Below are 25,770 nucleotides of genomic sequence, written 5' to 3'. Positions count from 1 at the left end.
GGTGGGGTCAGCCGCGACCCGGCGCCGTGACCTCGATCCGGTTCGCCCACGGGTCCTCGAAGGCGACCGTCCGACCGTCGTCCGCCGACCGCACCCCGGAGTCGTGCATCCGCTCGACCAGGGCGCCGAGGTCGTCCGCGCCGGGGACCTCGATCCGGACGAGTCCGAGTCCGAGCGCGAGCTGGCGGCGTCCGGCTCCGCGCGAGTTCCACGTGTTCATCGCCATGTGGTGGTGGTAGCCGCCGGCGCTGACGAACAGCGCCTCACCCCAACCGGCCGTGGTCGCGAAGCCGAGCCGGTCGACGTAGAACTCCTTGGCGGTGGCGACGTCCCCGACCGACAGGTGCACGTGGCCGACACGTCCGGGGCGTGCTGCTGCGCCGTCGAGGGCGTCCTGCGTGAGGTGCTCCTGCAGGAAGGCGTTCGGGTCGACGTAGATGGTGGACATGTCGACCATGCCGTGCGTCCACGACCACTCGGTGCGGTCGCGGTCCCAGTAGAGCTCGACGCCGTTGCCCTCGGGGTCGGTGAAGTAGAACGCGTTGCTGACGAGGTGGTCGGCGCTGCCCGTGAAGGTCTGCGGATACCGGGTCGCGACGGAGTAGAGCGCGGCGGCCAGGTCGGCCTTCGTGTCGAACAGGATCGCGGTGTGGAACAGGCCGGCGTCGTGCGGCCCGGCGTGCTGCATCGACGGCGCGTGCTCGAGGATGACGATCGGGGTCGTGCCCCGCCCGAGCACCGCCACACCGCCTTCGTTCGACAGGAGGGACAGCCGCACGCCGTCGCGGTAGTAGCCGATCATGCGGTCGAGGTCGGCGACCCGGAGCGTCACGGCGCCCATCGAGGTGTCGGCGGCGAGGAGGTCCTGCGTGGTCATGCGACCAGTGTGCGCCCATTTGGTTGACGCGTCAACCAAATGGGCGTGACGTCTGCCATCGCACACGAGGCGCGTGCCATCGCGAGCACGGCGCGTGCCATCGCACTCGGTGTCCTGTCGGCTGCGCGGCCCCGGGCAGGGCCAAGATGGAGGGATGCCACGCACACGACGACTGCCGGACCGAGCGGGCGGCCGCCGGGGTGGCCGTCCGGACCGCCGCGACCTGCCGATCGAGCAGATGCGCGACCGGATGTCGTCGTACGTCTACGGCAACATCACCGTGCTCGCCGCCGCGATCGCCGTGGACCCCGCCGCGATCCACCACGGCTCGGCGGTGTGGGCGGTCCTCGGCACCGCGGTGCTCACGTACCTCGCGCACGTGCTGTCGCACCTGGTCGCGCACGGGCTCGGGGACGACGACGCGTCCGACGACGTCCGTCGCGAGTCCGTGGCCACCATCGTCCGCAACGCGAACCCGATCGCCACGTCCGGCCTCATCCCCGCGGTGCTGTACGCCGTCGCGTGGATCGGCTGGCTGCCCGCGTCGTGGGCGCAGACGGCCGCGCTCGTGATCCTCGTGGTCCGCATCGGCATGGTCGGTGTGTTCATGCAGCGGTTCAGCGGCAAGCGGCCGACGTTCCTCGGGCTCTGGGGCGGCATCGTGCTCGCCGCCGTCGCGTTCGTCATCGGTGTCGTCAAGGTGGTGCTGACGCATTGAGCGACGAAGCCGTCCCCGAGCCCCGCAGGCGTGCCCGCTGGAAGTTCCTCCGTGACCTCGCGATCATCGTGGTCGTCGCGCTGCTGGCGTCCTTCCTGGTGAAGTCGTACCTCGTCCGGTCGTTCTTCATCCCCTCGCTGTCGATGGCGAACACGCTCCTGGTCGGCGACCGGGTGCTCGTCAACGAACTCGTCCCCGGAGTGGTGCCGCTCCGACGCGGCAACGTCGTCGTCTTCGAGGACCCGGGCGGCTGGCTCGGCCCCGGGCAGGGGAACGACCTCATCAAGCGGGTGATCGGCCTGCCCGGCGACACCGTCTCGTGCTGCGACGCGCAGGGGCGCCTGTCGGTGAACGGTCACGCGGTCGACGAGTCGTACGTCGTGCTGCGGCCCGGCTCCGACCGGGTCGCGCTGACCGACTTCTCGGTGACCGTGCCGAAGGGCCGGCTGTGGGTGATGGGCGACAACCGGTACGACTCCGCCGACTCCCGGGCGCACGGGACCGTCCCGGTGTCGGACGTCGTCGGCCGGGCCTTCGTCACGATCTGGCCGGTGTCGCGGTGGACGGTGCTGTCACGGCACGGCAACGTCTGGGACGCGGTCCCGAACCCGTGATCGACGGCGAACGGTCGGCCCGTTGCGCGACGCGGACGGGGGTCTCGCGTGCGCCGGACGGTCACGGTAGCGTTCGGTGGCCCGCCGGACCCGGCGCGCGGATCGTCGAACGGAGGCTCTCGTGACGTCCTCCGACCAGCCGTTCGACTACCGCTCCGGCGGCGACGAGCACGTCTCCCTCCGGAAGATCCGCACCGGTGGGCCGCAGGCCGGCACGATCGGCCCCCGCCCCGACCACGTCGTCTTCGTGCTCGCCAACGGCCGGGCGACGCTGACCGCCGACGACGGCAGCGAGTGGGACGTCGGGCCCGGACGACCGATGATGCTGTCGGCACCCGTCGCGTACGCGTTCGACACCGACGCGACCGCGATGACGCTCCTGCACGTCGCGCCCGCGATGCTCGGCGACGCCGAGGAGCCGTCGGAGTTCGTGCAACCGGACGCCGCCGACCCCGGCGTCGAGCCCCTGCTGACCCTGTTGCGCGAGGTGACCGACCGCATCCTCGACCCCGACCTCGACGCCACCGAGCGGGCAGCGCTGAACCGGCGGGTGGCCACGGTCGTGCTGTCGACGTTCACCCGGTCCCGCTCCGACGTCGAGCACCGGCTGCGTCGCGCGATCCGCTTCGTGCACGACCACGCGGACGAGGACCTCGAGGTCGCGGACATCGCCGCCGGCGCGGAGCTCAGCGAACGGGGTCTGCAGGACCTGTTCCGCCGTCGCCTCGCCGTGACGCCGATGCGCTACCTCCGCGAGGTCCGTCTCGACCGCGTGCACCTCGAACTCACGTCCCGCCGGGGTGGGGTCGTGACGGTCCGCGACATCGCCCGGCGCTGGCGCTTCGCGCACCTCGGCCGGTTCGCGGCCTCGTACCGGCAGCGGTTCGGCGAGAGTCCGCACCAGACGCTCCGGCGGTCGGGCCGTTCCGAGGGCTGACCAGCCGGACCCCGTCCAGGAGGCGCGGTGCGGGTCTGACCCGCACCGCGCCTCCTGTGCGTCAGCAGCCCGTCGTCGTCAGCGTGACCGTCGCGACCTCGCCGTTCGACACGGTGGCCTCCTGCGGGCAGAGCTCGTTCGCCCGCACGGTCACCTTGCCCAGCGGAACCCCGGCGAAGTCCGCGGTGCCGCCCGGGAACACCCGCTGGTGCTCGGAGAGCTTCCCGGTCTCGGCGGTGAAGACCTTCACCTCGTAGGGGTGGTCCGCGGCGTTGGCCGACACGGTCACGGACAGCTGCCCGGTGGAGTCGTGCGCACCGCAGCCGGTGAGCGTCAGGACCGCGGCGACGCCGAGGACGAACACGGGGGCGACACGTCGGAGCACGTCGGCAAGGCTACGCCGTCCCGAGCAGCCAGCCGTTGTCCGCCGCGACCCGGAGCGCCTCGGTCGCGTTGCGCGCGGCGGTCTTCCCGATCGCGGACGACAGGTGGTTGCGGACCGTGCCCTCGGACAGGTGCAGCGACCCGGCGACCCCGGCCACGGTCGGCGCCGTGCGGAAGGCGATGAGCACGTCGGTCTCCCGCGGGGTGAGCGGGGACGGGCCAGCGGCGAGGGACTCCGCGGCGAGCACGGGGTCGACGACCCGGAACCCGCCCGCGACGCGTCGGACGGCGTCGGCGAGCTGCTCGGCGGGGGTGTCCTTCACGACGAAGCCCGCGGCCCCGGCCTCCAGTGCGCGCCGGAGGTACCCGGGCCGGCCGAACGTCGTCACGATGAGCGATCGGCACGTGGGCAGCGAGCGGGCGAGGGCAGCGGCGGCGGTGAGCCCGTCGGCGCCGGGCATCTCGACGTCGAGCAGGGCGACGGTGGCGCCGGAGGACCGTGCTGCCTCGAGCACCTCGTCGCCGCGGGCCACCTGGGCGACGACCTCGATGTCCCGCTCGAGCGACAGCAGGGATGCGAGCGCACCGCGGACGAGCGCCTGGTCGTCGGCGAGGAGCACACGGATGGTCTCGGTCATCGTCGGTTCCTCTCGACCCGCAGCCGGAAGCCGCCCAAGTCGCTCGTGCCGGTGGTCAGGGTCGCCCCGACGGCGTCGGCACGCTCGCGGAGCCCGCGCAGCCCGTTGCCCGGGGTGGTGGAGGCGGCGTCCGGGTCGAGCAGGCCCGTGCCGTCGTCCTCGATCGTCAGGGCGGACCGGGTGAGCGTGACCCGGACCCGACTGGCGGCCGCGTGGCGGATGACGTTCGTGACACCCTCGCGCAGGACCCACGCGAAAAGGCTCCGGACGTCGTCGGCCGCCGCGTCGCCGTCGCGGGGGAGCACCGCGTCGATCGCCGCGGCCTCGAGCGCCGCCCGTGCCGACACGAGTTCGGCGTCGAGGTCGGCCTCGCGGTAGCCGCTCACCGCGCGCCGGAGACCCTGCAGCGCCTCGCGGGAGAGTCGCTCGACGTCCTGCATCTCGGTCTTCGCCCGTGCCGGGTCGACGTCCACCAACCGTGCGGCGAGCTCGGACTTCATCGCCACGACCGTGAGCGAGTGGCCGAGGACGTCGTGCAGGTCGCGGGAGAACCGTGCGCGCTCCTCGACGACGGCGAGCCGGGTGATCTCGTCCTGCGCGACGCCGAGCCGCTGTTCCGCTTCGCGCTGCCGGCCGAAGAAGAGCATCGACGCTCCGACGGACACGGTGATGACCGGGGCGAACAGGATGCCGCTGTTCACCGCCGTGTCCCAGCCGGTGCTCGCGGCGACGAGGAACTGTGCGCCGAGGATCGCGAGCACGACCACGCCGGCGACCCAGAACCGTTCCGCGACGAACCCGGACAGTGCGGCGACGAGCAGCCAGGTCCAGACGGCGAGCGGCCCGACCACGAACAGCAGCAGCCCCGCGAGCAGGGCGACCCCGGCGAGGACCACGACTCGTCCGCGCAAGCTCCGCCGCCACATCAGCTCCGGCGCGAACAGGTACGCCGCGTAGACGACGGCGAGGGCCACGGTGGAGAGGACGTGCGCCCGGAGGCTCCGGCCGTCGCTCCAGACGGCGATGATCTCGAGCACCTGCCAGAGGAGCGCGAACACCGCGCCGGTGTACCAGCGGCGCCGCCCGATGCGGATGTCGTCGTCGCTCGCGCCCGGTGGGACGGCCCACGGGAACGATCGGGGTGACGGGCGGGACGACCTGGAGGCGCGGGGTGCGTGCTCCGCACCACGCGCCTCGGTCGTGCTGGTCGCCTCGGACATCGGTGCCAGCGTAGGACCGTCGGTCACTGTCGTGCGGCGTCGCGGCGGTAGCGCCACACGATCACCGCGGCGAGGACGATCGCCCAGCCCGCCAGGACCATCGCCGGCTCGGTCATGCCCGAGGACCCGGTCGCCCCGGCGCCCATCTGCCCGATCCGGTTCAGCCAGTACGAGGGCAGCAGGTGCGCGACGCTCCCCATCCAGCCCGGCATCACCGACAGCGGGACCCAGAGGCCGCCGAGGATCGCCAGGCCCATGAACACCACCATGAAGAGCGGCTGCGCGAACGACGGCTTCGCGAACTGCCCGATGAGGATCGCGATGAGGGCGAACGGGATCACCCCGCACCAGATGCCGAACCCGGCGGCGAACCAGTGCAGCGGGTCGAGCGAGGCGTGCAGGACCACGGTCGCGACGAGCACCGTGATGACGATCGACACCGCGGAGAAGGCCATCGCGGCGATCACCTTCGACACCATGAACCCCCACCCGGACAGCGGCGTCACGCGGAGCTGCCGGTTCCAGCCGATCGACCGTTCGTTGACGATCGCGAACGCCTGGCTGAGCGCGGCCATCATCGCGCCGTACGACGCCATCTGCAGCGTCGTGACGGTGAGGTACTGCAGGTGCGTCGTCGGGTCGGTCTGGGAACCGAATGCCGAGCCGAACACGAGCAGCATGATCACCGGGATGGCGAAGGTGAATACCATCGCGCGGACGTTGCGGAGCTGCCGCTTCGTCTCGAGGTACACGTAGCGGATCGGCAGGCGGCCGGAGGCGGTGGCGGTGGTCATGCGAGGACTCCTTCGGGAGCGGTGTCGGTAGCTGCTGCGGCGGGGTCGGCGGTGAGCGCGAGGAAGGCGTCGTCCATGGTCGAGGCGACCACCTGGATGTCGTGTGCCTGGGGGAACGTGGCGAGCAGGGCCCTGAGGGTGTCGTCGCTGCGGTCCGAGCGGAGCGTGACGGAGTCGTGCCGCGCCTCCAGGGAGACGACTCCCGGCAGACCGCGCAACGCGACGTGCGCGTCGGTGCCGAGCCCGGAGAACCGGACCGCGCGCGTGGCGGTGATCGCCTTGATCTCGGCGGGCGTGCCGTCCGCGACGATCCGGCCGGCGCGCATGATGACGATGCGGTCGGCGAAGGTGTCGGCCTCGTCGAGGTAGTGCGTCGCGAACACGACCGTGCGCCCCGCGTCGGTGAACTCGCGCATCGACGACCAGAACGTGTGCCGGGCCTCGACGTCCATCGCCGCGGTCGGCTCGTCGAGCACCAGGAGGTCCGGGTCCGAGACCACGGCGACGGCGAACCGTGCGCGCTGCAGCTGCCCGCCGGAGAGCTTGTTGACCCGGCGTCCGGCGATCTCGGTGCACCGCGCTCGCCGGAGGGCCTCGTCGACCGGCATCGGACGCCGGTGTGCCGCGGCGACGAGCGCGACCGCGTCCCGGACCGTCGTGTCCGGCAGGAGTGCGCCGCCCTGGAGCATCGCGCCGACCCGGCCGGCGACGACCGCGGCGCGGGGCTCCTCGCCGAAGAGCAGGGCCTGGCCGGTCGTCGGCGTGGACAGCCCGAGCGCGAGGTCGACGGTCGTGGTCTTGCCGGCGCCGTTCGGGCCGAGGAGGGCGACGACCTCGCCCGGACGGATCGTCAGGTCGACGCCGTCGACCGCGGCCACGGCGCCGAAGCGCTTGCGGAGGTCGCGGAGCTGGATGACCGGTGTGTCGTTCATGGCTCCGAGCCTGGCGCGAGGTGGGTTCGCGGCCCTCTGCCGTGCGTCACGGATCGGGCATGACATCTGTCACGGCCGACCCCGGCGTCCTCCGTACTGGGGACGGCCACTGTCCGGTAGGCGCGTTAGCGTGGGTGCATGCACCACGAGCCCGTCGTCACCGACCGACCCGCCACGGACGCCGTCCGGCGGGCAGCGCTCCTCGCCGCGCTGGACGTGGTCGAGGGCGGGCCGGAGGAACGCTTCGAACGGATCACGCGGATCGCGCGCGAGGCGTTCGGCGTCACCGGCTCGTTCCTCAACCTCGCGGGGGAGTCCGAGGTCTTCATCAAGTCGCAGCAGAGCGACACGGTGTTCGGCCCGACCATCCCGCTGCACGACACGTTCTGCGGTCGGACCCTCGCGGTCGACGGCCCCGTCGTGGTCCCCGACGCCCGCGCCGACGTCCGGTACTCGGACATGCCGATGGTGGTCGACGACCCGAACGTGCGGTTCTACGCCGGGGTGCCCCTGCGGGTGGGCGACGACGACGTCAAGGTCGGCACGCTCTGCCTCATCGACCCGACACCGCGCACGCTCGACGACGACGACCTCGCGCTGCTGCAGGAGCTCGGCGTGTGGGCGGAGCGCGAGCTCGCCGTCGGCGCCGACGAGGACCGTCTCCGCTCGGTGCTCGCCGGACTCGAGCCGGCCGGTGTCGACCTGCCCGGGTACCGCGTCGGCGGCATGTCCAAGCCGCACGGGGTCGTGTCCGGTGACTTCCACGACTGGCACGTCGACGGGGCGTCGCTCTCGGTGACCGTCGCCGACGTCATGGGCAAGGGGATGTCCGCCGGGCTCCTCGCCGCGACCATCCGTGGTGCGCTGCTCGCTCGGGGGACGTCGTCGTCCCGCGATGCCGTGGCGGCGCTCGAGGCCCAGGTCGCCCCGGACCTCGGTCGTGCCGAGTCCTTCGCGACGCTGTTCCACGGCCGCCTGACGACCTCGACCGGGCGGATGGAGTTCACCGACGCGGGGCACGGTCTCGTGCTGCACCTGCACGCGGACGGCACCGAGACCGTGCTGCGCTCGTACGACCTGCCGATCGGGCTGCACCCGGTGGGCGCCGCGCGGGTCACCGGGACGCTCGAGCTGGAGCGCGGGGACGTCCTCATCGTCGTGAGCGACGGGGCGCTCGAGCTGTGGGACTCCACGCTCGCGTCCCTCGGTGCGCTCGGGGCGATGTGGCGGGACGCGCCGGAGCTCGACGTGTTCTTCGGGCGGGTGCGGGCGCGTGCGGCGACGCACGACCCGGGGGACGACCTGACGGTCGTGGTCGTCGCGCGCGACTGACGGGGCTGGGCGCCGAGAGGGCAATATCTGTCGCGCTCGGCGTCGGCGGGCGGCACTTCGTGGCCCCTCGGCGGACGTGAGCGGCGTGTTGTGCTCGTTCGCGGGGGCGTCCGGCGTGCGTGCGGCCGGGAGGCGCGGGTCGGCCTGGCGCCGCGCCTCCCGTCCTGCGGTCGCGCGGGTCGGGCGCCGAGAGGGCGCGTTCTGTCGCGCTCGGCGCGGACGGGCGGCACTTCGTGCGCCCTCGGCGGACGTGAGCGGCGTGTTGTGCCCGCTCGCGGCGCCGCTCGCGGCCGCCCGCGCCCGCGCCGGCGCTACGCGCCCAGGCGCTCGATGAGCTCGCGGTAGCGCTCGGCCGTCCGCGCCACGATCGCCTCGGGCAGCACCGGCGGCGTCCCCTGCCGATCCCAGTTCGCGCTGAGCCAGTCCCGCACGATCTGCTTGTCGAACGACTCCGTGCGGTTCCCCGACCGGGCGTCCCAGTAGCGGCTGGAGTCGCTCGTCAGGACCTCGTCGGCGATCCGGATCTGCCCCGAGGCATCGCGCCCGAACTCGAACTTCGTGTCCGCGATGACCACCCCGCGGTCGAGCGCGATCGCCGCCGCCTCGGAGTACACGCGGAGCGAGAGGTCCCGCAGCTGCGTCGCGACGTCGGACCCGACGAGGTCGACCGTCTGCTCGAAGGAGATGTTCTCGTCGTGCTCACCCTGCGGCGCCTTGTACGCCGGCGTGTAGATCGGTTCGGGCAGCTGGTCGCCGTTCGACAGACCGGCGGGGAGGGGCACGCCGCAGACACTGCCGGACTGCTGGTACTCGGCCCACCCGCTGCCGACGAGGTACCCGCGGACGACGCACTCGACCGGGAACATCTCGAGCGGCATGACGTGCATGGAACGCGATGCCACCGACGACGGCACCGGGGTCCCGCCGGCGGACGGCGCGATGAGGTGGTTCGGCACGTCGGCCAGCTGGGTGAACCAGAAGCGGGACAGCCGGGTGAGGAGCTCGCCCTTGCCCGGGATCGGCGGCTCGAGCGCGAAGTCGTAGGCGCTCACCCGGTCGGACGCGACGAGGAGCAGCTCGGTGGCGCTCGCGACGTCGGCGGTGCCGGAGGGGACGTAGAGCTCGCGGACCTTGCCGGAGGAGACGTGCTGCCAGCCGTCGAGGACGGGCGCCGGGCTCATCGGGCGACCTTCGCGGCGATGTCGGTGCGGAACTGCGCTCCCGCGAGCGTGATGTCGCCCAGGCCGGCGTAGGCGCGGTCGCGGGCCTCGGCGAAGGAGGACCCGGTGGCGACGACGCTCAGCACCCGCCCGCCGGTCGCGACGAGCTGGTCGTCGAGGACCCCGGTGGCGGCGTGCTCGACGGAGACCCCCTCGCGCGCGTTCGCGGCGTCGATCCCGGTGATCGGCCGACCGGTCTGCGGGTTCTCCGGGTAGCCCTCGCTCGCGAGCACGACCGTCACGGCGGCCTCGTCGCGGAACGACGGCGCTGGGGTGCCCCCGAGCTGCCCGGTGGCCGCGGCGAGCATCAGCCCGCTCAGCGGGGTCGCCAGGCGGGGGAGGACGACCTGGGTCTCCGGGTCGCCGAAGCGCGCGTTGAACTCGATGACCCGGACGCCCTGCTCGGTGACGATGAGCCCGCAGTACAGGAGGCCGACGAACGGCGTGCCCTCGTGCTCGAGCCGACGGACGGTGGGGAGTGCGACCAGGTCGGTGACCTCGTCCACGAAGGCCTGCTCGGACGCCCAGCGGTCGGCGAGCCAGGGCAGCGGCGAGTACGCGCCCATGCCACCGGTGTTCGGCCCGACGTCGCCGTCGCCCAGTCGCTTGTAGTCCTGTGCGGGGCTGAGCGGTCGGACGTCGTGCCCGTCGCTCAGGAAGAACAGGGAGACCTCTTCGCCGTCGAGGAACTCCTCGACCACGACGTGGCCGTGCTGCAGCCAGTAGGTGGCGTGGTCGATCGCTGCCTGGCGGTCCTCGGTCACGAGGACGCCCTTGCCGGCGGCGAGCCCGTCCGCCTTCACGACGTAGGGGGCGCCGAGCTCGTCGATCGCGGCGACGGCCTCGTCGACGGTGCCGGCGTACACCGGGCGCCCGGTGGGCACCGCCGCCTCGGACATGATCCGCTTCGCGAAGGCCTTGGAGCCCTCGAGCTGCGCGGCGGCCTTGCTCGGACCGAACACCGGGATGCCCCGCGTGCGGACCGGATCGGCGACACCGGCGATGAGTGGCGCCTCGGGCCCGACGACGACGAGTTCGACACCGTTCTCGAGCGCGTACTCGGCGACGAGGGCACCGTTCGTCGGGTCGATCGAGACGGTCTCGACGTCGGCCGCGATGCCGGCGTTGCCCGGCGCTGCGGTGATGACGTGACCGGCCTGCTCCGCGAGGAGGGCCGTGATGATCGCGTGCTCGCGGGCACCGGAACCGAGGACGAGGATTCGCACCCGATCACCCTACCGATCCCGACTCGCCCGTTGCGATGCGACGGCTAGCCTGTGGACATGCCACCCAGGAGGATCGAGGACGCGGAGGGCCGCGCCGCGCTCACCGCCGTGCAGCAGGGGGCTACCGCTCGGCCGACCCTGGCGACTGCGGTGCGGTGGTCGTTGCAGCGCCTCGCGGAGGACGTGCCCGGCAACAGCGTCGAGGTGCGGGTCCCGCCGTTCGCGGCGGTCCAGGCCGTCCCCGGTCCCCGGCACACCCGTGGGACGCCGCCGAACGTGGTCGAGACGGACGCGGCCACGTGGCTCGCGCTCGCCACCGGCGAGCTGCGCTGGGACGAGGCCGTCGCGCAGGCGCGCGTCAGCGCGTCCGGGTCGCGTGCGGACCTGACGGACTTCCTGCCGGTGCGTCTGGCCGTCTGAGACGGCCGCCGACACGGGACAGCAGACGGTCCGGAGCAGACAGCAGACGGTCGCGTGTGCCGGACGGGAGGAACGGTGCCAGCCCGCCCCGCGCCTCCTGGTCCATACGGACGCAAGTACTTAGACGGCCTCACCGAATTAGGTAGTACCTACTGATGTGACGTCACCGACCCGGCGAATACCGTAGAAGTCGCCGGGATTCGGACCCGACCCGAACGGGTCCGAACCCGGCGACAGGGTCAAAGGTACGCGACATTCCGTACATCCTGTCAACCGTTCCGGCGAGTCGTGCTGCATTCCGCAACGAACCTGCGGCTTCCGGAGGCGCGGTTGCGCCCGGACGACTCGCCGATCAGAGCAGCTCGGCGAGCTCCGTGCGCGCGTGCAGGTCCCACTTCGTGAACACCCGTGACAGATGGGCGTCGATCGTGCGCACGCTGAGGCCGAGTACCTCGGCGATGCGGCGGTTGCTCATGCCCTGTGCGGCGAGCTCCGCGACCTCGTACTCGCGGTTGGTCAGCGGTGGCTTCACCCGTCCGGCCGACACCGCCATCCCGTGCGACGCGAGCACGCCCTGGGCCGCGATGATCCGGGTCCGTTCGTCGGCGCGGATCGCCTCGGCGTACTCGACGATGGCTCCCGCGAGCGGTCCGTCGACCCGGGTGGCGGCGTCGCGCATCCGTTCGAGGGACGCGGCGGAGTCCCGCCCGTTCAGCATGTCGTTCGTGTAGTGCAGCGTCTGCGCGTACATGACGTGCGTCCAGGACCCACTCGCCGTCCCGCGCTCGATGATGTCGTCCGCGTGCCGCAGGCCCGCCGGGTTGCCGAGCACCGCCTCGGTCCACGCGATCGTCACCGCGATCTGCTCGCCGATGATCCGCATCGCCCGGAGCGGCGTCGACCGGGCGCGTTCGAGCGCTGCTGAGGCTTCCTCGGCGCGGCCGGCGTAGGCGTACGACATCGCGAGCCGTGCCCACGGGTAGGCCGCGAACCCGCCGTGGTCCGCCACGTCGTACCGCTCGCAGGCGGCGGAGAACGCGGCGATGGCGTCGTCCCAGCGCCGCTGGCCGAGCGCGAGGTTGCCCTCGCCGATGAGCTCGAGCGTGAAGTCGTACTTCAGGTAGGGGCTGGACCGGCGGACCGGGACCTCGGTGATGAGGTCGGCGATGTCGCCCCGCCAGACCTGCAGCTGGTGCAGCACGGAGACGATCTCGCCGACGCTCCAGGGGGCGTCCTCGAGGTGCTCGACCGCGGTCGCCAGGCAGGCCCGGCCGAACGCCGCCGCCTCGTCCAGCCGACCCCCGGTCGCGAGGGCCATCACCGCGCACGGCGCCAGGCAGAGGAAGGCGAACGGCACCGTCGCCGCGTGCACGATGCCCGAGCGCTCGAGTTCGGCACGGACCTCGTCGAAGCTGCCGCCCCACCCGAGGTGGGCGAGCCGCAGCAGCCGGAGCCGTTCGACGGCGTCGCCGGAGACGAACCGTGCGGCGACGTCGGTGAGGGCCACCGCGGCGAGGACGTCGTCGTCGTGGAACTGCCGGATGTTCGCGAGGGTCTCGCACGCCTCGATCACGGCGTGGTCGTCGACCTCGGTCGGGGCCGAGCACACCACGGCCCAGGCGGCCTCGGCGTCGGCGCGACCGGCCTCGCGACCGGTGCTGTACGAGTGCGCGAGCGACCGCAGGCAGTGCGCGGCGACCCGTTCGCTCGGGCTGAGCGTGGTGCGCAGGGCCGCCGAGGCGAGGGCGATGCCGCTCTCGTGCTCCTGCAGCCGGACGGCGACCTGGGCGGCGTCGAGCAACTGGTCGACCGGGGGCAGCACGCCGCACTCCAGCGACCACAGCGCGGCACGGAGCCGGGCGGCCGGCGGGGCGCCCTCGGGGCGGTCGGTGCGGAACGCGTTGGCGCGGGCGAACAGCGCCGTGCGCCGGGCGACTGGGACGAGTGCCCGGACGACCTCGCCGACGAGCGGGTGCGACGGCCGGACGACCGCGGCGCCGTCCTCGAGCGAGTCGATCCGGACGAGGCCGAGCGCCACCACCCGGTCGACGTCCCCGCCGCTGACGAGCCCGATCAGCCGCGCGAGGGGGATCGGGTCCGCGAGGGCGACGATGTCGACCACGTCGCGGAGGTCCTCCGGCAGCGAGCCGAGCTCGGTCCGGTACATGTCGGCGAGGCTGTTCGACGCCGTCACCCGGCCCCGCCAGTACCAGCCCGTCGCGGTCTGGTCGAGGGCACCGGAGGCGAGTGCGGACCGGACGACCTCGCGGATGTAGAGCGGGTTGCCGGCGGTGGCGCGGTGCACCCGCTCCGCCGACGCCGTCTCGAGCTGGGCACCGAGCGCCTCGGCGATGAGGGACGAGGTCTCGTGCAGGTCGAGCGGTTCGAGGTCGATGCGCTCCAGCAGGTCGTCCTGCCACAGGGCGCGCAGGGGTTCGGGGAGCGCGGTGAAGTCGCGGCACGTCAGCACGAGACGGGCACCCTGCTCGCGGACGAGCCACGCCACGTACCGCGCCGAGATCGCGTCGAGGTGGTCGGCGTCGTCCACGCGCAGGAGGACGTCACGGTCGGTGAGCTCCTCGCTCTCGCGGAGGCGCTGCTCGGCACCCCCGGCACCGACGAGCTCGGCGAGCGACCCGGGGAGCTCCCCGAAGCGCTCGGCCACCGCGCCGAACGGCATCGAGCGGCTGGCGGCGACGGCGGTGATCGGCACGACGAGGGTCCGGCCGGAGGTGTCACGCCCGGAGACGCGGTCGGTGACCCGCACCGCCGCCGAGCTCTTGCCGAGACCGGGAGCCCCGACGAGTGCGACGCTCCACCGGTGCTCGGCGACGACGGAGACGGCTCGGTCCTCCTCGCGACGCTGGAGGATCGGCCAGCCGATCCGCGCCGGGATCCGGGAACCACGAGCGGTCCGTTCGCGCATCTGCCGTACCTCCTCCCCGTGGATACCGATCGGTAGGGACCATCCTCTCCCGGATCGACCTGGCCGCACAGACCGGAGCACGTCCCACAGTGGGGGACAATGGGACCGTGAGCAACACCGATCGACCCGACGAACGACCGGCTCCGGCGCCGAACGCCGTTTCCTCCTCCGACGAGGTGACGATCCGTCGCGCCCCGAAGTTCGGCGTCTTCATCGTGGGCGGTGCGGTGCTCGGCTTCATCGCGACGCTCATCGTGGTGTCGCTCACCATGGACATCGACCGCGGGGACACGCAGGAGACCGCGAGCTTCGGCAGCCTGGTGGGGTACTTCAGCCTGTGGGGCGTCACGATCGGCGCCTTCGTCGGCGCGGTCGTCGCCGTCGTCCTGGACCGCGTGTTCTCGCGCCGTGCGGCTCGCCTCACGGCGGAGCGCGTCGAGGTCGAGCTGCCGCCCGAGACGGTGGACGGCGAGATCGAGGACCACGGCGACCAGGCGCGGTAGACGCGACCGGACGAACGGACGGGAGGCGCGGTGCCAGCTGGCACCGCGCCTCCCGTCCGTTGCTGGGTCGCGTTCGCGACCGTCGCTCAGCTGAGCTGGTTGGCCTCGACCCAGGACAGGTACTCCGGGCTGACCGTGCCCGTGACGTACTCGCCCGTGAAGCAGCTCATCTCGAGGTCCGTGACGTCGGAGCCCTCGATGATCGCGTCGCGCATGTCGCCGATCTCCTGGTAGATCAGGTGGTCGCTGCCGAGCACCTTGTTGATCTCCGGGATCTTCCGGTCGTGCGCGATGAGCTCCGCGCGGGTCGGCATGTTGATGCCGTAGACGTGCGGGTACCGGACCGGGGGAGCGGCGCTCGTGAACGTGACCTCGTTCGCACCGGCGGCGCGGGCCATCTCGACGATCTCGCGGCTCGTGGTGCCGCGCACGATCGAGTCGTCGACGATGAGGATGTTCTTGCCCTTGAACTCGGACGACATCGCGTTGAGCTTCTGGCGCACGGACCGCTTGCGCTCCGCCTGCCCCGGCATGATGAACGTGCGGCCGACGTAGCGGTTCTTGTAGAAGCCCTCGCGGTACTCGATGCCGAGCTTCTGCGCGACCTGCATCGCGGCCGGGCGGCTCGAGTCCGGGATCGGCATGACCACGTCGATGTCACCGGTGGGGGCGTACTGCGCGATCGTGTCCGCCAGGCGGTTGCCCAGCCGGAGGCGGGCGTCGTACACCGAGATGCCGTTCATCACGGAGTCGGGACGGGCGAGGTAGACGTACTCGAACGAGCACGGCACCAGGCGCGGGTTCCTCGCGCACTGACGGGCGTGCATCTGGCCGTTCATCTCGATGAAGATCGCTTCACCGGGGGCGACGTCGCGGACGATCTCGTAGCCGCCGGACTCGAGCACGAGGGACTCGGAGGCGACGACCCACTCCGGCTTGCCGGCCTCGTCGAACTTGTGCCCGAGGATCAGCGGGCGGATGCCGAACGGGTCGCGGAACGCCAGCAGCCCGTGCCCGGCGATGGTCGCGATGGCGGCGTAGGAGCCCTCGACCCGCTCGTGCACGCGCTCGACGGCGTCGAAGACCTGCCCGGGGTCGAGGTCCTTGCCGCGCACCTGGCCCTGGAGCTCGTGCGCGAGCACGTTCACCAGCAACTCGGTGTCGGAACTCGTGTTGAGGTGCCGCCGGTCGATGTCGAACAGCTCACGGGTGAGTTCCCGCGTGTTCGTCAGGTTGCCGTTGTGCACGAGGACGATGCCGTAGGGCGCGTTCACGTAGAACGGCTGGGCCTCTTCCTCGTTGCTGGCGGCACCCTTGGTGGCGTACCGGACGTGCCCGAGGCCCATGGTGCCCAGCAGGGCGCGCATGTCACGGGTGCGGAAGGACTCCCGCACGTGACCGCGGGTCTTGTGCATGTGGTGGATGTGACCCTCGACCGTGGCGATGCCCGTCGAGTCCTGTCCCCGGTGTTGCAGGAGGAGCAGTGCGTCGTAGATGGATTGGTTGGCGGGGCCCTGTGCAACGAGGCCGACGATGCCGCACATTCGCGGGTGTGCTCCAGACCGTAGAATCGGGGGGTACCGAACAAGTCTGCCATGTCACCGCGAAGGACTCAGCATGCCCAACCCGTACGCCGAAGCCGGAGTGGACACCGCCGCCGGTGACCTGGCCGTCGAACTCATGAAGTCCGCAGTCGCGGCCACCCACACCCCGTCGGTCATGGGCGGTGTCGGTGGCTTCGCCGGGCTCTACGACGTCTCGTTCCTGAAGGACTTCTCACGGCCGCTGCTCGCGACCTCCACCGACGGCGTCGGGACGAAGGTCGCCATCGCGCAGGCGATCGACAAGCACGACACGATCGGGCAGGACCTCGTCGGCATGGTCGTCGACGACATCGTCGTGGTCGGCGCCAAGCCGCTCTTCATGACGGACTACATCGCCTGCGGCCGGGTCGTCCCCGGGCGCATCGCGGACATCGTCGCCGGCATCGCCCGCGGTTGCTCGGAGACCGGCACCGCGCTGGTCGGGGGCGAGACGGCGGAGCACCCCGGGCTGCTCGGGCCGGACGACTACGACGTGGCCGGTGCCGCGGTCGGCGCGGTCGAGGCCGGGTCCCAGCTCGGCGCGCACCTCGTGCAGGACGGTGACGTCGTCGTGGCGATCGAGTCCTCCGGGCTGCACTCCAACGGGTACTCGCTCGTGCGGCACATCCTGTCGTCGCGCGGCGTCGGGTACACCGACTCGTTGCCGGAGCTCGGCGGCCTCGTCGGGGAAGCCCTGCTCGAGCCGACGCGCCTCTACACGACGCCGCTGCTGTCGCTCATCGAGCAGCACCCGGGCGCCGTGCACTCGCTGTCGCACGTCACGGGTGGTGGCATCGCGGCGAACCTGGCGCGCGTGCTGCCCGTCGGGTCCTGGGTCGAGGTCGATCGCTCCACGTGGGAGCCGCTCCCCGTCTTCCGTGTGCTCGCGTCGATGGCGGGCACCCCCATCGAGGACACCGAGGGTACCTGGAACCTCGGCATCGGCATGTTCGCGGTCGTGTCGGCCGCTGCGGCGTCGGACGTCATCGCGTCCCTCGGGGCCGCCGGGCTGCCGTCGTGGGCGGTCGGGACGATCTCGACCTCGGCGCGTGACCTCGACGGGTTCGAGCAGGGCGCGAAGGGCGTCGACGGCGGCGCGGTGCGGCTCGTGGGGGCGTACGCGGGCTGAGCGCGGGCGCGCCTCGGGCTCGAGGTCGCACGAACTGCCGTCCGGACTCCTTCCGGGCGGCAGTTCGTGCGACCGGGGCAGAACGGGCGCGGCAGGTCGTGCGACCTCGGGTTGGACGTTCGTTGCGTGCGCGGGTCGTTGCGGGCGCGCGGGTGCGACATCGTCGCTGTCGCACGACGTCGAGGACGTCGTTCCGGGTCCGCGGGGCCCCGGCCGACGTCAGACGCGGGCGGCACGGCGGCACTGGGCGGCACCGGGCGGCACGCACGACGAAACGCCGCGCTGCCCCGGAGGGTGCGCGGCGTCGTCATCGAGCCTGGGTCAGGCGGACTTGTTCTGGTCCTGCTGCGGTTCGAACTCGTCGTCTTCTTCGAGCTGGTCATCACCGTATTGGTCTGCCCAGCGGTCGACGTAGGAGTTCTCGTCCGAGTGTTGCCCGGCGGAGAGCTCTCGTTCGAGCGCACCGTAGTTCGTCTCCGGGCTGAAGTACTTCAGTTCCCGGGCGACCTTGGTGTGCTTCGCCTTCTGACGGCCGCGCCCCATGCGTGACCCCCTCGTGATCGGCTCTGGTCCGGTCCTGGCGGGAGAGGAGTCACCCGGGGAACCGAACGGTTTCGTGGTTTGAAATCTGCCGATCACTCTACCATGTACCCCGATCTGGACGTCGCCGCGACGGCCCCGCCCACAGCAGAATCGAAGTGATGACAGACGACGCGCAGGCCCCGGCCGACCAGCACGCCCGGGTCGTGGTGATCGGCGCGGGTCAGGCCGGCCTCTCGGTGGGATACCACCTCCGCCGGCTCGGCCTGACGCCGGGGAGCGATCTGGTGCTGCTCGACCGGGCGCCGAGCACGGGTGGAGCCTGGCAGTTCCGGTGGGAGGCCCTCCGCCTCGGAGCCGCGCACCGCGTGCACGACCTGCCCGGGATGAACGCGATGGGCCTCCGGTTCGACGACGCGGACCGGTCGCGACCGGCGCGGGACGTCGTCGGCGAGTACTACCGGCGCTTCGAGCAGCACTACGACCTGCGGGTCCGTCGACCAGTCTCGGTGTCGTCCGTGTCGCGCATCGGGGACAGCCCCGGAGCGTCCGGAGGCCTGTGCGTCACCGTCCGGACCGCCGACGGGCGAGCGAGCCGGATCGGCGCCGAGGTCGTCGTGAACGCCTCCGGGACCTGGGGCACGCCGTTCGTCCCGTGGTACCCGGGTCGCGATGCCTTCGGGGGTCGGCAGCTGGACACGACGGAGTACCGGAGCGCGGCGGAGTTCGCCGGTCAGGACGTGGTGGTGGTCGGCGGTGGCACGAGCGCGATCGGGTTCCTGCTCGAGCTCGACGGCGTCGCCGCGCGGACCCGGTGGTTCACCCGGCGGCCGGCGGTGTGGTCGGAGTCGGCGGCGCTCGACCTCGAGTCCGCGGTGGCGGCGGTCGACGAGCAGGACCGGGCCGCACGGGCGGGGGAGACCCTGCCGAGCATCGTCTCCGGCACCGGTGTCCCCGTGTCGCGCCGGATCCGTGCCGGACTCGAGCGGGGTGTGCTGCAGGACTCGCCGATGTTCACCCGGCTCGACGAGACCGGTGTGGTCACGGCCGACGGGGAGCACGTGCACGCCGACGCCGTGATCTGGGCGACCGGGTTCCGTGCGGACCTGCGGCACCTCGCGCCGCTGCACCTGCGGACCGCGGCCGGGGGCATCGTGGTCGAGGACGGTCGGTCGGTGGACCAGCCGCGGTTGTTCCTCGCGGGGTACGGACCACAGGCGTCGACCATCGGGGCGAACCGTGCCGGGCGGCGGATCGCCCGGCAGGTGATGGACGTGCTCGCGGGTGACGATGCGGGATCGGCGCCGGCGGTCGGGTCCGACTGACCTCGCACACTGGCGCACGCGTCAGGCGGGCAGGGGCTCCTCGACGCCACGACGCCGGCGCGAGGCCAGCAGGAACACGGCGTCGAGCGAGAACCGCCCCGGCCCGGTCAGCGCCACCGCGAGGGACGCCACTGCGAGCACGAGGACGTACTCGAACCCGCCGTCCTGCGAGTAGAACCCCGCGGACCCGTGCACGAGCAGGCCAGCCACGACCATGTCGACCGCGAGCAGCACGCCCACGATCCGGGTCGCGACGCCGAGCACGAGGAACACCCCGCCGACGAGTTCGAGCCCGGCGACGAGGGGCGCCGCGACCTCGGCGAGGGGGACGCCCAAGCCGGAGAAGCCCTGGGACACGGAGCCGATCCCCTGCGCGAACTTCTGGGCGCCGTGGGCGATGAACACCACGCCGAGGACGATGCGGAGCGCGGTCAGGCCGATGGAGGTCGATGTCGTTCGCATGCCGTCGAAGCTAACCGGTGACGCGTCATCATCCACCCCCGTCCGGGGGACTTCCCGGACATCACCAGAACATGCCCAGGCGCGGGTCCGCAGAAGCGCGGACCCGCGTTCAGGAATCGGCGCCGCGCCCGGTCTGCTGCTGCAGGCGGTCGATGTGCTCCGAGGCCTCGGCCTTGGTGAGGTCGGCGGGGAGTTCCTCGCCGGCCTCGCGGGCGAGGGTGTCGAGGTAGCTGCGCTGCGGCCCGGTCATGGGCTCGTCACCGGTGACCCACTGCTCGGGGTCCTTGCTGGCGTCGGTGCTGGGGTCGGGGCGGGCTCCGCCGAGGGTCTCGGGCTGGTCGGTGCGGTCGTCGATCGGGTCTGCGTCACTCATGGCGTGGACGCTACGCCGCACCCCCGACCGGAAACCCCACCGTGGCGTCCCCCGGACACGCGGCGCCCACGCCCGCGGCAGCGCCCACGCCCGCGAGAGCGCCCACCCGCGGCAGCACCCGTGGTCAGTCCGCGACCGCGGTGTACCGCACCAGGTCCGGGCCGACCGAGCTCACCGCGATCGGGACCGACCGGTCCTCGCGGCGGATCCAGATCGTCGCGGCACGCTCGTCGATCCGCTCGACCTCGTGCAGGGTGCCGTCGATCAGGACGGCAGCGCGGACCAGGACGTGCCCGGTGCCCGAGCGCGGCGGCAGCCCCACGACGTCGTCGCCGAAGGCCGGGTACCGACCGGGCGACAGGAACGGCGACACCGGGGTGGTCACGATCTCGAGGCCCTCGTCGACCGCGCGCACCGCCACGAGCCGCACCGCCTGGTCGGTGGGGAGCGGCACGTCGACGACCGGGGCGTCTGCGGAACCCGCCAGTGCGCGGAAGGCGGGCCGACCGTCGGGGGCGAGCCGCGCCTCCAGGCCGTCGATCCGGACCCGACCGCGACCGCGTGAATCCGCGTACGTGCCGGGCTCGATGCCGGACCGACGCGCCTCGATCCGGGAGACCACCACGCGGTCCGGGCGGTACCAGTCGCGGAGCGTCGCCGGGTCGACCCAGCCGATGCGGTGCGTCGAGTCGTCGGCCGCCCGTTCGTCGAGCGCGCCGAGGGGGTGCGGGCCGCGGACGGCGACGAGTCCCTCGTGCGGGCCACCGGGCGTCGGCTCGTGGTCGAGCACCTCGACGCGCTTCGAGACCTTGCCGCCGTGCCCGTCGAACGTGGCGAACGTGCGCAGGTCGGAGATCGTCATGACGACAGATGCTACGACGAGCGACCGTCGCCGCGTGGAGGCGACGGGACGAGGACGTGCATCTCACCGGTGCACTGGGTCGGGTCGACGCCCTCGGCGGGACCGGCCGGACGGGTCGCGCGGCGCGGCTGCAGGCTGTTCCGCTGGGCCGACCGGAGCAGGCGGTCGTCCTCGGCGTCGTGCTGGACGACGCCGTGCGGGGAGCGGCGGAGTGCGGGGCGGATCGGCTCGCCGCGACGCTCCTGGCCGGGGAGCGGACGGGATCGCCGGCCGTACAGGAGCTCGGAGGAGTCGAGAAGCCAGGGCACGAGCGCGACGGTCACGCCGTGCACGAGCAGCAGCTTCTTCCGGATGCGGCGACCGCGGTGGTTGTGGAGGAAGGTCTCCCACCAGTGGCCGACGATGAAGACCGGCGTGTAGACGGTCACGACCTCGGAGCCGTGCTCCATCCGGTGCGCCTTGATGTACTTGATGAGCGGCATCGAGATGTCGCGGTAGGGGCTCGGCACGATGGTCAGGGGGACCTCGATGCCGTACTCCTCCCACCGCGCCCGGAGCCGGGCCGCATCGGCGTCGTCGATCGCGACGTGCAGGGCCTCGAAGCTCGCGTGCTTCGCGGCGATCGCGTAGTCGAGGGCCTTGAGCACGGGCTTCTGCAGCTTGTTCACCAGGACGATCGCGTGGTCGCCGGTCGCGCCGAACCGGGTCTCCTCGTCGGCCTCGATCTCGTGCGAGACGTCGCGGTAGTACCGGTTCACGCCGAGCATGAGCACGAACAGGATCGGCATGATCAGGAACACGAGCCAGGCGCCGTGCGTGAACTTCGTGATCGTGACGATGACGAGGACGACGAACGTGAAGGTCGCGCCGGTGGCGTTGATGGCACGGGAGCGCATGACCTGCCCACGGTTGACCGGGCCGTCCGCGGTGCCCGCCCGGTCCGCCCGCAGCAACCGCGTCCAGTGCACGATCATCCCGGTCTGCCCGAGCGTGAACGACACGAACACACCGATGATGTAGAGCTGGATGAGGCTCGTGACGTTCGCCCGGTACACGATCAGCAACGCCGCCGCGACGAGGGCGAGCACGATCACGCCGTTCGAGTAGATGAGCCGGTCGCCGCGGGTCGACAGGGCCTTCGGGGCGTACGAGTCGCGAGCGAGGATCGACCCCAGCAGCGGGAACCCGTTGAACGCCGTGTTGGCGGCGAGCAGCAGCACCGCCGCGGTCGTCGCCTGGATCACGAAGAAGAGGACCGTGTTGTCGCCGAACGTCGCGGCCGCGATCTGCGCGATCAGGGAACGCTGCGGCGTCGTGGTGCACTGCGCGAAGCCCTGCAGGTCGCACGCGCTCTCGGCGTAGTGCACGCGGGAGATGAGGGCGAGCGTGATGAGGCCGACGAACAGCACGATCGCGATCGACCCCATGAACACGAGGGTCATCTGCGCGTTCTTGATCTTCGGGCGGCGGAACGCCTGCACGCCGTTCGCGATCGCCTCGACACCGGTCAGCGCCGAACAGCCGGACGCGAACGCGCGGAGGAGCAGCAGGATGAACGCTGCCTGCGTCGTGTGCTCGACGTTCTGCACGGTGTAGGCGGCGGACTCCGCGACCGGGGCGTTGCCGGCCGCGGCCCGGACGAGCCCGACGACGACCATCACGAAGACGCTCGCCACGAAGAGGTAGGTCGGCACGGCGAAGGCCTTGCTCGACTCGCGGACACCCCGGAGGTTCGCGGCGGCGAGGAGCACGACGAACACCAGGGCCAGTTCGACCCGGAACTCGTTGAGGAACGGGAGCGCGGAGATGATGTTGTCCACGCCGGACGCGACCGAGACCGCCACCGTCATGACGTAGTCGACGAGCAGTGCGGAGGCCACGACGAGCCCCGCCTTCTCGCCGAGGTTCCGGTGTGCCACCTCGTAGTCGCCGCCGCCGGACGGGTACGCCTTGATGAGCTGTCGGTAGGACGCGACGACCACGACGAGCAGCAGCACGACGAGGGCGGCGACCCACGGGGCGAACGTCAGGAACGCCATCCCGCCGAGCAGCAGGATCATGAGGAGTTCCTGCGGCGCGTACGCCACGGAGGACAGCGGGTCACTCGCGAAGATCGGCAGTGCCAGGTGCTTCGGGAGGAGCTGTCCCTCGAGCTTCTCGGAGGGGAGGGGATCCCCGATCAGTCGCGCTTTCAACGACCGGATCTCGTTCGTCACGAGCGGCAAACCTACTCATTTCCGGGCGCGAGTCAACACGGCCGACCCCGGTGGTATTCCCCGTCCGTGCCGGTTCGGGTCGGGCGCACCGCGGAAACCCCTTGCGGTTGACGCTGCGTCAACCTCTACCGTGGCCTGCATGAGGGATTCGACAGACACAGCGGCCGCAGCTGCGAAAGCACCGCACGGCATCGCCGACGTGGCGCGTTCCGCCGGTGTGTCGAGCCGCACGCTCCGGCACTACGACGCGATCGGCCTGCTGCCCGCGACCGCGGTCGGCGAGGGCGGGCTCCGACGCTACGACGACCGCGCGCTGGTCCGGCTGCAACGGATCCTCCTGCTGCGCGGGCTCGGACTCGGGCTGGCCGACGTCGGCCGGGTCCTCGACGGCGAGCAGGACGACGTCACGGCCCTCACGGCGCACGTCGCGTGGCTCGAACGCGAGCGCGACCGGCTCGCGCGGCAGCTCGCGGCCGTGCGGACCACCATCACGAGGATCGAGGAAGGACAGGACATGAACGCCACCGACACGTTCGACGGGTTCGACCAGACCCGCTTCCGGCAGGAGGTCGAGGAGCGCTGGGGGCCCGCGGCCTGGGACCGCGGCGCACGCTGGTGGGAGTCGACGGGCCCCGCCGCGAAGGAGGCCTTCCAGGCGGAACAGCGGGCGATCGCGCAGGACGCCGCAGCGCTCGCCGCGTCGGGCGCGGGTCCGGCATCGGAGGCCGGCGCAGCACTCGCACGGCGTCAGTTCGCCTGGCTCGCCGAGGCGACGCCCCCGGCCGAGCTCACCGCCGACCGGTTCCGCACGCTCGGTGACATGTACGTGCAGGACGAGCGGTTCACGCACGCCTACGAGTGGGCGGGCGCGGGTGCCGCCCGCGCCCTGCGGGACGCGATGCACGCCCTGGCCGACCGCGGTCTGTGACGGACGACCCGCGCCTCCTGGCGGGCTGCCTGGAGGCGCGGGTCGTCACCGTCTGCCGGCCGCCGGTCGTCAGAGGGACTTGCGCAGCGCCTCCAGGCCGTCGCGCAGACGCGTGACCGTGTCCGGACCGAGCGTGCCGCGGGTCGCCCGACGGCGGAGGTCCGCCCGGACCTGCTGCCGGAACGACGACAGGACCATCTCGACCTCGCGCAGGGCGCCGGCACCCTCGGACGGGACGTCCACGGGCTCGTCGGCGGTCCGGCCGCGCGGTGCCTGCGCGCTCGCCGCGAGGTCGGCGCGGAGGGACCGCATCGCCTCGCCCACCGAGGCGCGGACGCCGTCGGCCAGGGACTTCACCGAGTCGTTGACGCCGTTCTCGACCGCGGCGATCTCGTCGGCACGGGCGTCGAGCTCGGCACGGCCCGCGTCGGTGATCGCGTAGACGGTCTTCCGGCCGTCCGCGGACTTCGTGACGAGTCCCTCTTCCTCGAGCTTGGCGAGCCGCGGGTACACGGTGCCGGCGCTCGGGACGTACGTGCCGCCGAAGCGGTCGCCGAGGGCCTGGATGACCTCGTACCCGTGCATCGGGTGGTCGGCCAGGAGCACGAGCAGGTAGAGGCGCAGGTGGCCGTGCGCGAAGACGGGGCTCATTCGGGCACCTCGCCGTCGTTCACCGGGGCCGCGGGCGTGGTCGGTGCAGCCGGCGCGGTCGTTGTCGTCGGTTGCGTCGGTGCCGTCGGCTCCGCGACGGGTGGGGCGTGCAGGACCGCGATGTCGCCGGACACCGAGTTCACCTTGAGGTCGAGCCACTGCCCGGACAGCTCGCCGCCCTGCTTGACGTAGGAACCCCGCACGCCGCGGATCTCCGAGTCGTCGAACTGCAGCTTGCCCGAGGCGGTGCTGACGGTGCACTGGTATGGCACGCCGTCCTCGAGTCGGACGCTCACCGCACCGGACACCGTGTTGACGCGGGCCTGGTCGGGGGTGCCGTGCAGGTCGAGCACCACGTCGGCGTTCACCCCGTCGGCCGAGAACCGCGGGATCGCCCCGGTCGCCACGACGTCGCCGGACACGGTGTGGACCGTCAGGGCGCCGTCGAGCTCGCGGATGGTCGTCGTGCCGGACACCGCGTTCACGGTGACGTCACCCGCGACGTCGTCGACGACGAGGTCGCCGGACACCGTGTTGAGCGTGGCGCCGCGGTTCGTGCCGGACAGCAGGGCGCCGGCCGAGACGACGCCGAGGGTGACGATGGCGTCGCGGGGCACGAGGACGCTGACGTCGGCGTGGGCCTTGCCACGGAACGACTTCAGGAAGCCGATCGGGTCGTCCCACCGGACCTGCGGGTGGTCGATCGTGAGCGTGTCGCCGTCGAGCTCGATCTTCATCGGCTTGCCGGACACGCTGTGCACCTCGACGCGGGCGGTCGGCTCGTCGTGCGCGACGACGTCCACCTGTCCTCCGGCGAGGCCCACGCGCAAGCGGCGGACGATCCCGGTGTCGATCACCTTCGGCTCCTCGACGAGCCACTTCTCCTGGGCCATGTTGCCTCCTCGAACTCGCGATGTATCGCGTCTGTGGCAGACACGTTATATCGCGATCTGGACGCAC

At 72.1% G+C, this 25,770-nt stretch carries 26 protein-coding genes; 9 read left to right on the top strand and 17 right to left on the bottom strand.

What is annotated here, in order from left to right:
* Positions 1 to 7 precede the first annotated feature (7 nt).
* Positions 8 to 877: a VOC family protein gene (locus tag BJK06_RS05320; protein WP_070417014.1), complete on the bottom strand. Its 870-nt coding sequence runs from the start codon at positions 875 to 877 to the stop codon at positions 8 to 10.
* Positions 878 to 1,031: 154 nt separating this feature from the next.
* Between BJK06_RS05320 and BJK06_RS18995 the strand changes: the two genes are divergently transcribed.
* The 3 genes from BJK06_RS18995 to BJK06_RS05305 all read left to right on the top strand — a co-directional run bounded on the left by BJK06_RS18995 (position 1,032) and on the right by BJK06_RS05305 (position 3,146).
* Positions 1,032 to 1,595, top strand: a complete 564-nt coding sequence (locus BJK06_RS18995; protein WP_070417013.1) for a hypothetical protein — start codon at positions 1,032 to 1,034, stop codon at positions 1,593 to 1,595.
* Positions 1,592 to 2,209 (top strand): signal peptidase I, encoded by a 618-nt coding sequence (lepB, locus tag BJK06_RS18990; protein WP_070417012.1) that lies wholly within the window; start codon positions 1,592 to 1,594, stop codon positions 2,207 to 2,209. The genes BJK06_RS18995 and lepB overlap by 4 nt, the downstream gene beginning before the upstream one ends.
* Before the next feature lie 121 nt (positions 2,210 to 2,330).
* Positions 2,331 to 3,146, top strand: coding sequence for an AraC family transcriptional regulator (locus BJK06_RS05305; protein WP_070417011.1), 816 nt, complete (start codon positions 2,331 to 2,333; stop codon positions 3,144 to 3,146).
* Between the two features lie 61 nt (positions 3,147 to 3,207).
* Here BJK06_RS05305 and BJK06_RS05300 read toward each other — a convergent pair whose 3' ends face one another.
* Genes BJK06_RS05300 through BJK06_RS05280 form a run of 5 tightly spaced genes read right to left on the bottom strand, consistent with a single transcriptional unit; the run spans position 3,208 to position 7,114 of the window.
* Entirely contained in the window at positions 3,208 to 3,531 is a 324-nt protein-coding gene (locus BJK06_RS05300; protein ID WP_070417010.1) for a hypothetical protein, read from the bottom strand.
* Between the two features lie 10 nt (positions 3,532 to 3,541).
* On the bottom strand, positions 3,542 to 4,168 hold the full coding sequence (locus tag BJK06_RS05295; protein ID WP_070417009.1) for a response regulator transcription factor: 627 nt from the start codon (positions 4,166 to 4,168) through the stop codon (positions 3,542 to 3,544).
* Positions 4,165 to 5,388, bottom strand: a complete 1,224-nt coding sequence (locus tag BJK06_RS05290) for a sensor histidine kinase (RefSeq protein ID WP_070417008.1) — start codon at positions 5,386 to 5,388, stop codon at positions 4,165 to 4,167. The genes BJK06_RS05295 and BJK06_RS05290 overlap by 4 nt, the downstream gene beginning before the upstream one ends.
* A gap of 23 nt (positions 5,389 to 5,411) precedes the next feature.
* Positions 5,412 to 6,182 carry an ABC transporter permease gene (locus BJK06_RS05285; protein WP_181015152.1) on the bottom strand — a complete coding sequence of 257 codons (771 nt, stop codon included), beginning with the start codon at positions 6,180 to 6,182 and terminating at the stop codon, positions 5,412 to 5,414.
* Positions 6,179 to 7,114, bottom strand: a complete 936-nt coding sequence (locus tag BJK06_RS05280; RefSeq protein ID WP_070417007.1) for an ABC transporter ATP-binding protein — start codon at positions 7,112 to 7,114, stop codon at positions 6,179 to 6,181. Before BJK06_RS05280 ends, BJK06_RS05285 begins: the two co-directional genes overlap by 4 nt.
* 138 nt (positions 7,115 to 7,252) lie before the next feature.
* On the opposite strand from BJK06_RS05280, the gene BJK06_RS05275 reads away from it, so the two are divergent.
* Entirely contained in the window at positions 7,253 to 8,446 is a 1,194-nt protein-coding gene (locus BJK06_RS05275; RefSeq protein WP_070417006.1) for a GAF domain-containing SpoIIE family protein phosphatase, read from the top strand.
* A gap of 311 nt (positions 8,447 to 8,757) precedes the next feature.
* Here BJK06_RS05275 and BJK06_RS05270 read toward each other — a convergent pair whose 3' ends face one another.
* Together BJK06_RS05270 and purD are read right to left on the bottom strand one after the other, a co-directional pair.
* On the bottom strand, positions 8,758 to 9,627 hold the full coding sequence (locus BJK06_RS05270; RefSeq protein WP_070417005.1) for a phosphoribosylaminoimidazolesuccinocarboxamide synthase: 870 nt from the start codon (positions 9,625 to 9,627) through the stop codon (positions 8,758 to 8,760).
* Positions 9,624 to 10,892 carry a phosphoribosylamine--glycine ligase gene (gene purD / locus BJK06_RS05265; protein WP_070417004.1) on the bottom strand — a complete coding sequence of 423 codons (1,269 nt, stop codon included), beginning with the start codon at positions 10,890 to 10,892 and terminating at the stop codon, positions 9,624 to 9,626. Before purD ends, BJK06_RS05270 begins: the two co-directional genes overlap by 4 nt.
* Before the next feature lie 57 nt (positions 10,893 to 10,949).
* On the opposite strand from purD, the gene BJK06_RS05260 reads away from it, so the two are divergent.
* Positions 10,950 to 11,312 carry a sterol carrier family protein gene (locus BJK06_RS05260; RefSeq protein WP_070419240.1) on the top strand — a complete coding sequence of 121 codons (363 nt, stop codon included), beginning with the start codon at positions 10,950 to 10,952 and terminating at the stop codon, positions 11,310 to 11,312.
* A 352-nt stretch (positions 11,313 to 11,664) separates the two neighbouring features.
* Here the strand turns inward: BJK06_RS05260 and BJK06_RS05255 are convergent, their stop codons facing one another.
* On the bottom strand, positions 11,665 to 14,238 hold the full coding sequence (locus BJK06_RS05255; protein WP_083295079.1) for a helix-turn-helix transcriptional regulator: 2,574 nt from the start codon (positions 14,236 to 14,238) through the stop codon (positions 11,665 to 11,667).
* A 107-nt stretch (positions 14,239 to 14,345) separates the two neighbouring features.
* Between BJK06_RS05255 and BJK06_RS05250 the strand changes: the two genes are divergently transcribed.
* Entirely contained in the window at positions 14,346 to 14,741 is a 396-nt protein-coding gene (locus BJK06_RS05250; protein WP_083295078.1) for a hypothetical protein, read from the top strand.
* An 86-nt stretch (positions 14,742 to 14,827) separates the two neighbouring features.
* On the opposite strand, the gene purF is transcribed toward BJK06_RS05250, so the two are convergent.
* A complete protein-coding gene (gene purF / locus BJK06_RS05245; protein WP_070417002.1) occupies positions 14,828 to 16,285 on the bottom strand; it encodes an amidophosphoribosyltransferase in 1,458 nt (485 codons plus the stop codon).
* Between the two features lie 73 nt (positions 16,286 to 16,358).
* Between purF and purM the strand changes: the two genes are divergently transcribed.
* Complete coding sequence (purM, locus tag BJK06_RS05240; protein ID WP_070417001.1) at positions 16,359 to 17,453, top strand: phosphoribosylformylglycinamidine cyclo-ligase; 1,095 nt, start codon at positions 16,359 to 16,361, stop codon at positions 17,451 to 17,453.
* A gap of 321 nt (positions 17,454 to 17,774) precedes the next feature.
* On the opposite strand, the gene BJK06_RS05235 is transcribed toward purM, so the two are convergent.
* The gene (locus tag BJK06_RS05235; RefSeq protein WP_070417000.1) at positions 17,775 to 17,996 is read right to left on the bottom strand and encodes a DUF3073 domain-containing protein; all 222 of its coding nucleotides are present in this window, start codon (positions 17,994 to 17,996) and stop codon (positions 17,775 to 17,777) included.
* A 158-nt stretch (positions 17,997 to 18,154) separates the two neighbouring features.
* On the opposite strand from BJK06_RS05235, the gene BJK06_RS05230 reads away from it, so the two are divergent.
* Positions 18,155 to 19,318 carry an NAD(P)-binding domain-containing protein gene (locus tag BJK06_RS05230; RefSeq protein WP_070416999.1) on the top strand — a complete coding sequence of 388 codons (1,164 nt, stop codon included), beginning with the start codon at positions 18,155 to 18,157 and terminating at the stop codon, positions 19,316 to 19,318.
* A 21-nt stretch (positions 19,319 to 19,339) separates the two neighbouring features.
* Here BJK06_RS05230 and BJK06_RS05225 read toward each other — a convergent pair whose 3' ends face one another.
* The 4 genes from BJK06_RS05225 to BJK06_RS05210 form a co-directional block, all read right to left on the bottom strand.
* Complete coding sequence (locus BJK06_RS05225; protein ID WP_070416998.1) at positions 19,340 to 19,780, bottom strand: DoxX family protein; 441 nt, start codon at positions 19,778 to 19,780, stop codon at positions 19,340 to 19,342.
* 109 nt (positions 19,781 to 19,889) lie between these two features.
* Positions 19,890 to 20,153 carry a DUF3072 domain-containing protein gene (locus BJK06_RS05220; RefSeq protein ID WP_070416997.1) on the bottom strand — a complete coding sequence of 88 codons (264 nt, stop codon included), beginning with the start codon at positions 20,151 to 20,153 and terminating at the stop codon, positions 19,890 to 19,892.
* A gap of 124 nt (positions 20,154 to 20,277) precedes the next feature.
* The gene (locus tag BJK06_RS05215) at positions 20,278 to 21,015 is read right to left on the bottom strand and encodes a hypothetical protein (protein ID WP_070416996.1); all 738 of its coding nucleotides are present in this window, start codon (positions 21,013 to 21,015) and stop codon (positions 20,278 to 20,280) included.
* Between the two features lie 11 nt (positions 21,016 to 21,026).
* On the bottom strand, positions 21,027 to 23,240 hold the full coding sequence (locus BJK06_RS05210) for an APC family permease (RefSeq protein WP_070416995.1): 2,214 nt from the start codon (positions 23,238 to 23,240) through the stop codon (positions 21,027 to 21,029).
* Positions 23,241 to 23,370: 130 nt separating this feature from the next.
* On the opposite strand from BJK06_RS05210, the gene BJK06_RS05205 reads away from it, so the two are divergent.
* A complete protein-coding gene (locus tag BJK06_RS05205; RefSeq protein WP_070416994.1) occupies positions 23,371 to 24,159 on the top strand; it encodes a MerR family transcriptional regulator in 789 nt (262 codons plus the stop codon).
* 69 nt (positions 24,160 to 24,228) lie between these two features.
* On the opposite strand, the gene BJK06_RS05200 is transcribed toward BJK06_RS05205, so the two are convergent.
* Positions 24,229 to 24,810: a PadR family transcriptional regulator gene (locus BJK06_RS05200; RefSeq protein ID WP_070416993.1), complete on the bottom strand. Its 582-nt coding sequence runs from the start codon at positions 24,808 to 24,810 to the stop codon at positions 24,229 to 24,231.
* Positions 24,807 to 25,703, bottom strand: coding sequence for a DUF4097 family beta strand repeat-containing protein (locus BJK06_RS05195; protein WP_070416992.1), 897 nt, complete (start codon positions 25,701 to 25,703; stop codon positions 24,807 to 24,809). Before BJK06_RS05195 ends, BJK06_RS05200 begins: the two co-directional genes overlap by 4 nt.
* Between the last annotated feature and the right edge of the window lie 67 nt (positions 25,704 to 25,770).

This window comes from Curtobacterium sp. BH-2-1-1, assembly GCF_001806325.1.
GTDB lineage: Bacteria > Actinomycetota > Actinomycetes > Actinomycetales > Microbacteriaceae > Curtobacterium.
Note: the sequence above shows the minus strand (reverse complement) of the source record. Positions and strands in the feature narration are given on the sequence as shown.

What these genes read in the sequence shown, in the direction of transcription:
- BJK06_RS18995 (WP_070417013.1), top strand. Translation starts at nt 1,032, where the DNA reads ATGCCACGCACACGACGACTGCCGGACCGAGCGGGCGGCCGCCGGGGT.
- BJK06_RS05215 (WP_070416996.1), bottom strand. Translation starts at nt 21,015, where the DNA reads ATGACGATCTCCGACCTGCGCACGTTCGCCACGTTCGACGGGCACGGC.
- BJK06_RS05195 (WP_070416992.1), bottom strand. Translation starts at nt 25,703, where the DNA reads ATGGCCCAGGAGAAGTGGCTCGTCGAGGAGCCGAAGGTGATCGACACC.
- BJK06_RS05230 (WP_070416999.1), top strand. Translation starts at nt 18,155, where the DNA reads ATGACAGACGACGCGCAGGCCCCGGCCGACCAGCACGCCCGGGTCGTG.
- BJK06_RS05290 (WP_070417008.1), bottom strand. Translation starts at nt 5,388, where the DNA reads ATGTCCGAGGCGACCAGCACGACCGAGGCGCGTGGTGCGGAGCACGCA.
- BJK06_RS05200 (WP_070416993.1), bottom strand. Translation starts at nt 24,810, where the DNA reads ATGAGCCCCGTCTTCGCGCACGGCCACCTGCGCCTCTACCTGCTCGTG.
- BJK06_RS05285 (WP_181015152.1), bottom strand. Translation starts at nt 6,182, where the DNA reads ATGACCACCGCCACCGCCTCCGGCCGCCTGCCGATCCGCTACGTGTAC.
- BJK06_RS05320 (WP_070417014.1), bottom strand. Translation starts at nt 877, where the DNA reads ATGACCACGCAGGACCTCCTCGCCGCCGACACCTCGATGGGCGCCGTG.
- BJK06_RS05275 (WP_070417006.1), top strand. Translation starts at nt 7,253, where the DNA reads ATGCACCACGAGCCCGTCGTCACCGACCGACCCGCCACGGACGCCGTC.
- purM (WP_070417001.1), top strand. Translation starts at nt 16,359, where the DNA reads ATGCCCAACCCGTACGCCGAAGCCGGAGTGGACACCGCCGCCGGTGAC.
- BJK06_RS05260 (WP_070419240.1), top strand. Translation starts at nt 10,950, where the DNA reads ATGCCACCCAGGAGGATCGAGGACGCGGAGGGCCGCGCCGCGCTCACC.
- BJK06_RS05280 (WP_070417007.1), bottom strand. Translation starts at nt 7,114, where the DNA reads ATGAACGACACACCGGTCATCCAGCTCCGCGACCTCCGCAAGCGCTTC.
- BJK06_RS05205 (WP_070416994.1), top strand. Translation starts at nt 23,371, where the DNA reads ATGAGGGATTCGACAGACACAGCGGCCGCAGCTGCGAAAGCACCGCAC.
- BJK06_RS05255 (WP_083295079.1), bottom strand. Translation starts at nt 14,238, where the DNA reads ATGCGCGAACGGACCGCTCGTGGTTCCCGGATCCCGGCGCGGATCGGC.
- BJK06_RS05235 (WP_070417000.1), bottom strand. Translation starts at nt 17,996, where the DNA reads ATGGGGCGCGGCCGTCAGAAGGCGAAGCACACCAAGGTCGCCCGGGAA.
- BJK06_RS05225 (WP_070416998.1), bottom strand. Translation starts at nt 19,780, where the DNA reads ATGCGAACGACATCGACCTCCATCGGCCTGACCGCGCTCCGCATCGTC.
- purF (WP_070417002.1), bottom strand. Translation starts at nt 16,285, where the DNA reads ATGTGCGGCATCGTCGGCCTCGTTGCACAGGGCCCCGCCAACCAATCC.
- BJK06_RS05270 (WP_070417005.1), bottom strand. Translation starts at nt 9,627, where the DNA reads ATGAGCCCGGCGCCCGTCCTCGACGGCTGGCAGCACGTCTCCTCCGGC.
- BJK06_RS05295 (WP_070417009.1), bottom strand. Translation starts at nt 4,168, where the DNA reads ATGACCGAGACCATCCGTGTGCTCCTCGCCGACGACCAGGCGCTCGTC.
- BJK06_RS05220 (WP_070416997.1), bottom strand. Translation starts at nt 20,153, where the DNA reads ATGAGTGACGCAGACCCGATCGACGACCGCACCGACCAGCCCGAGACC.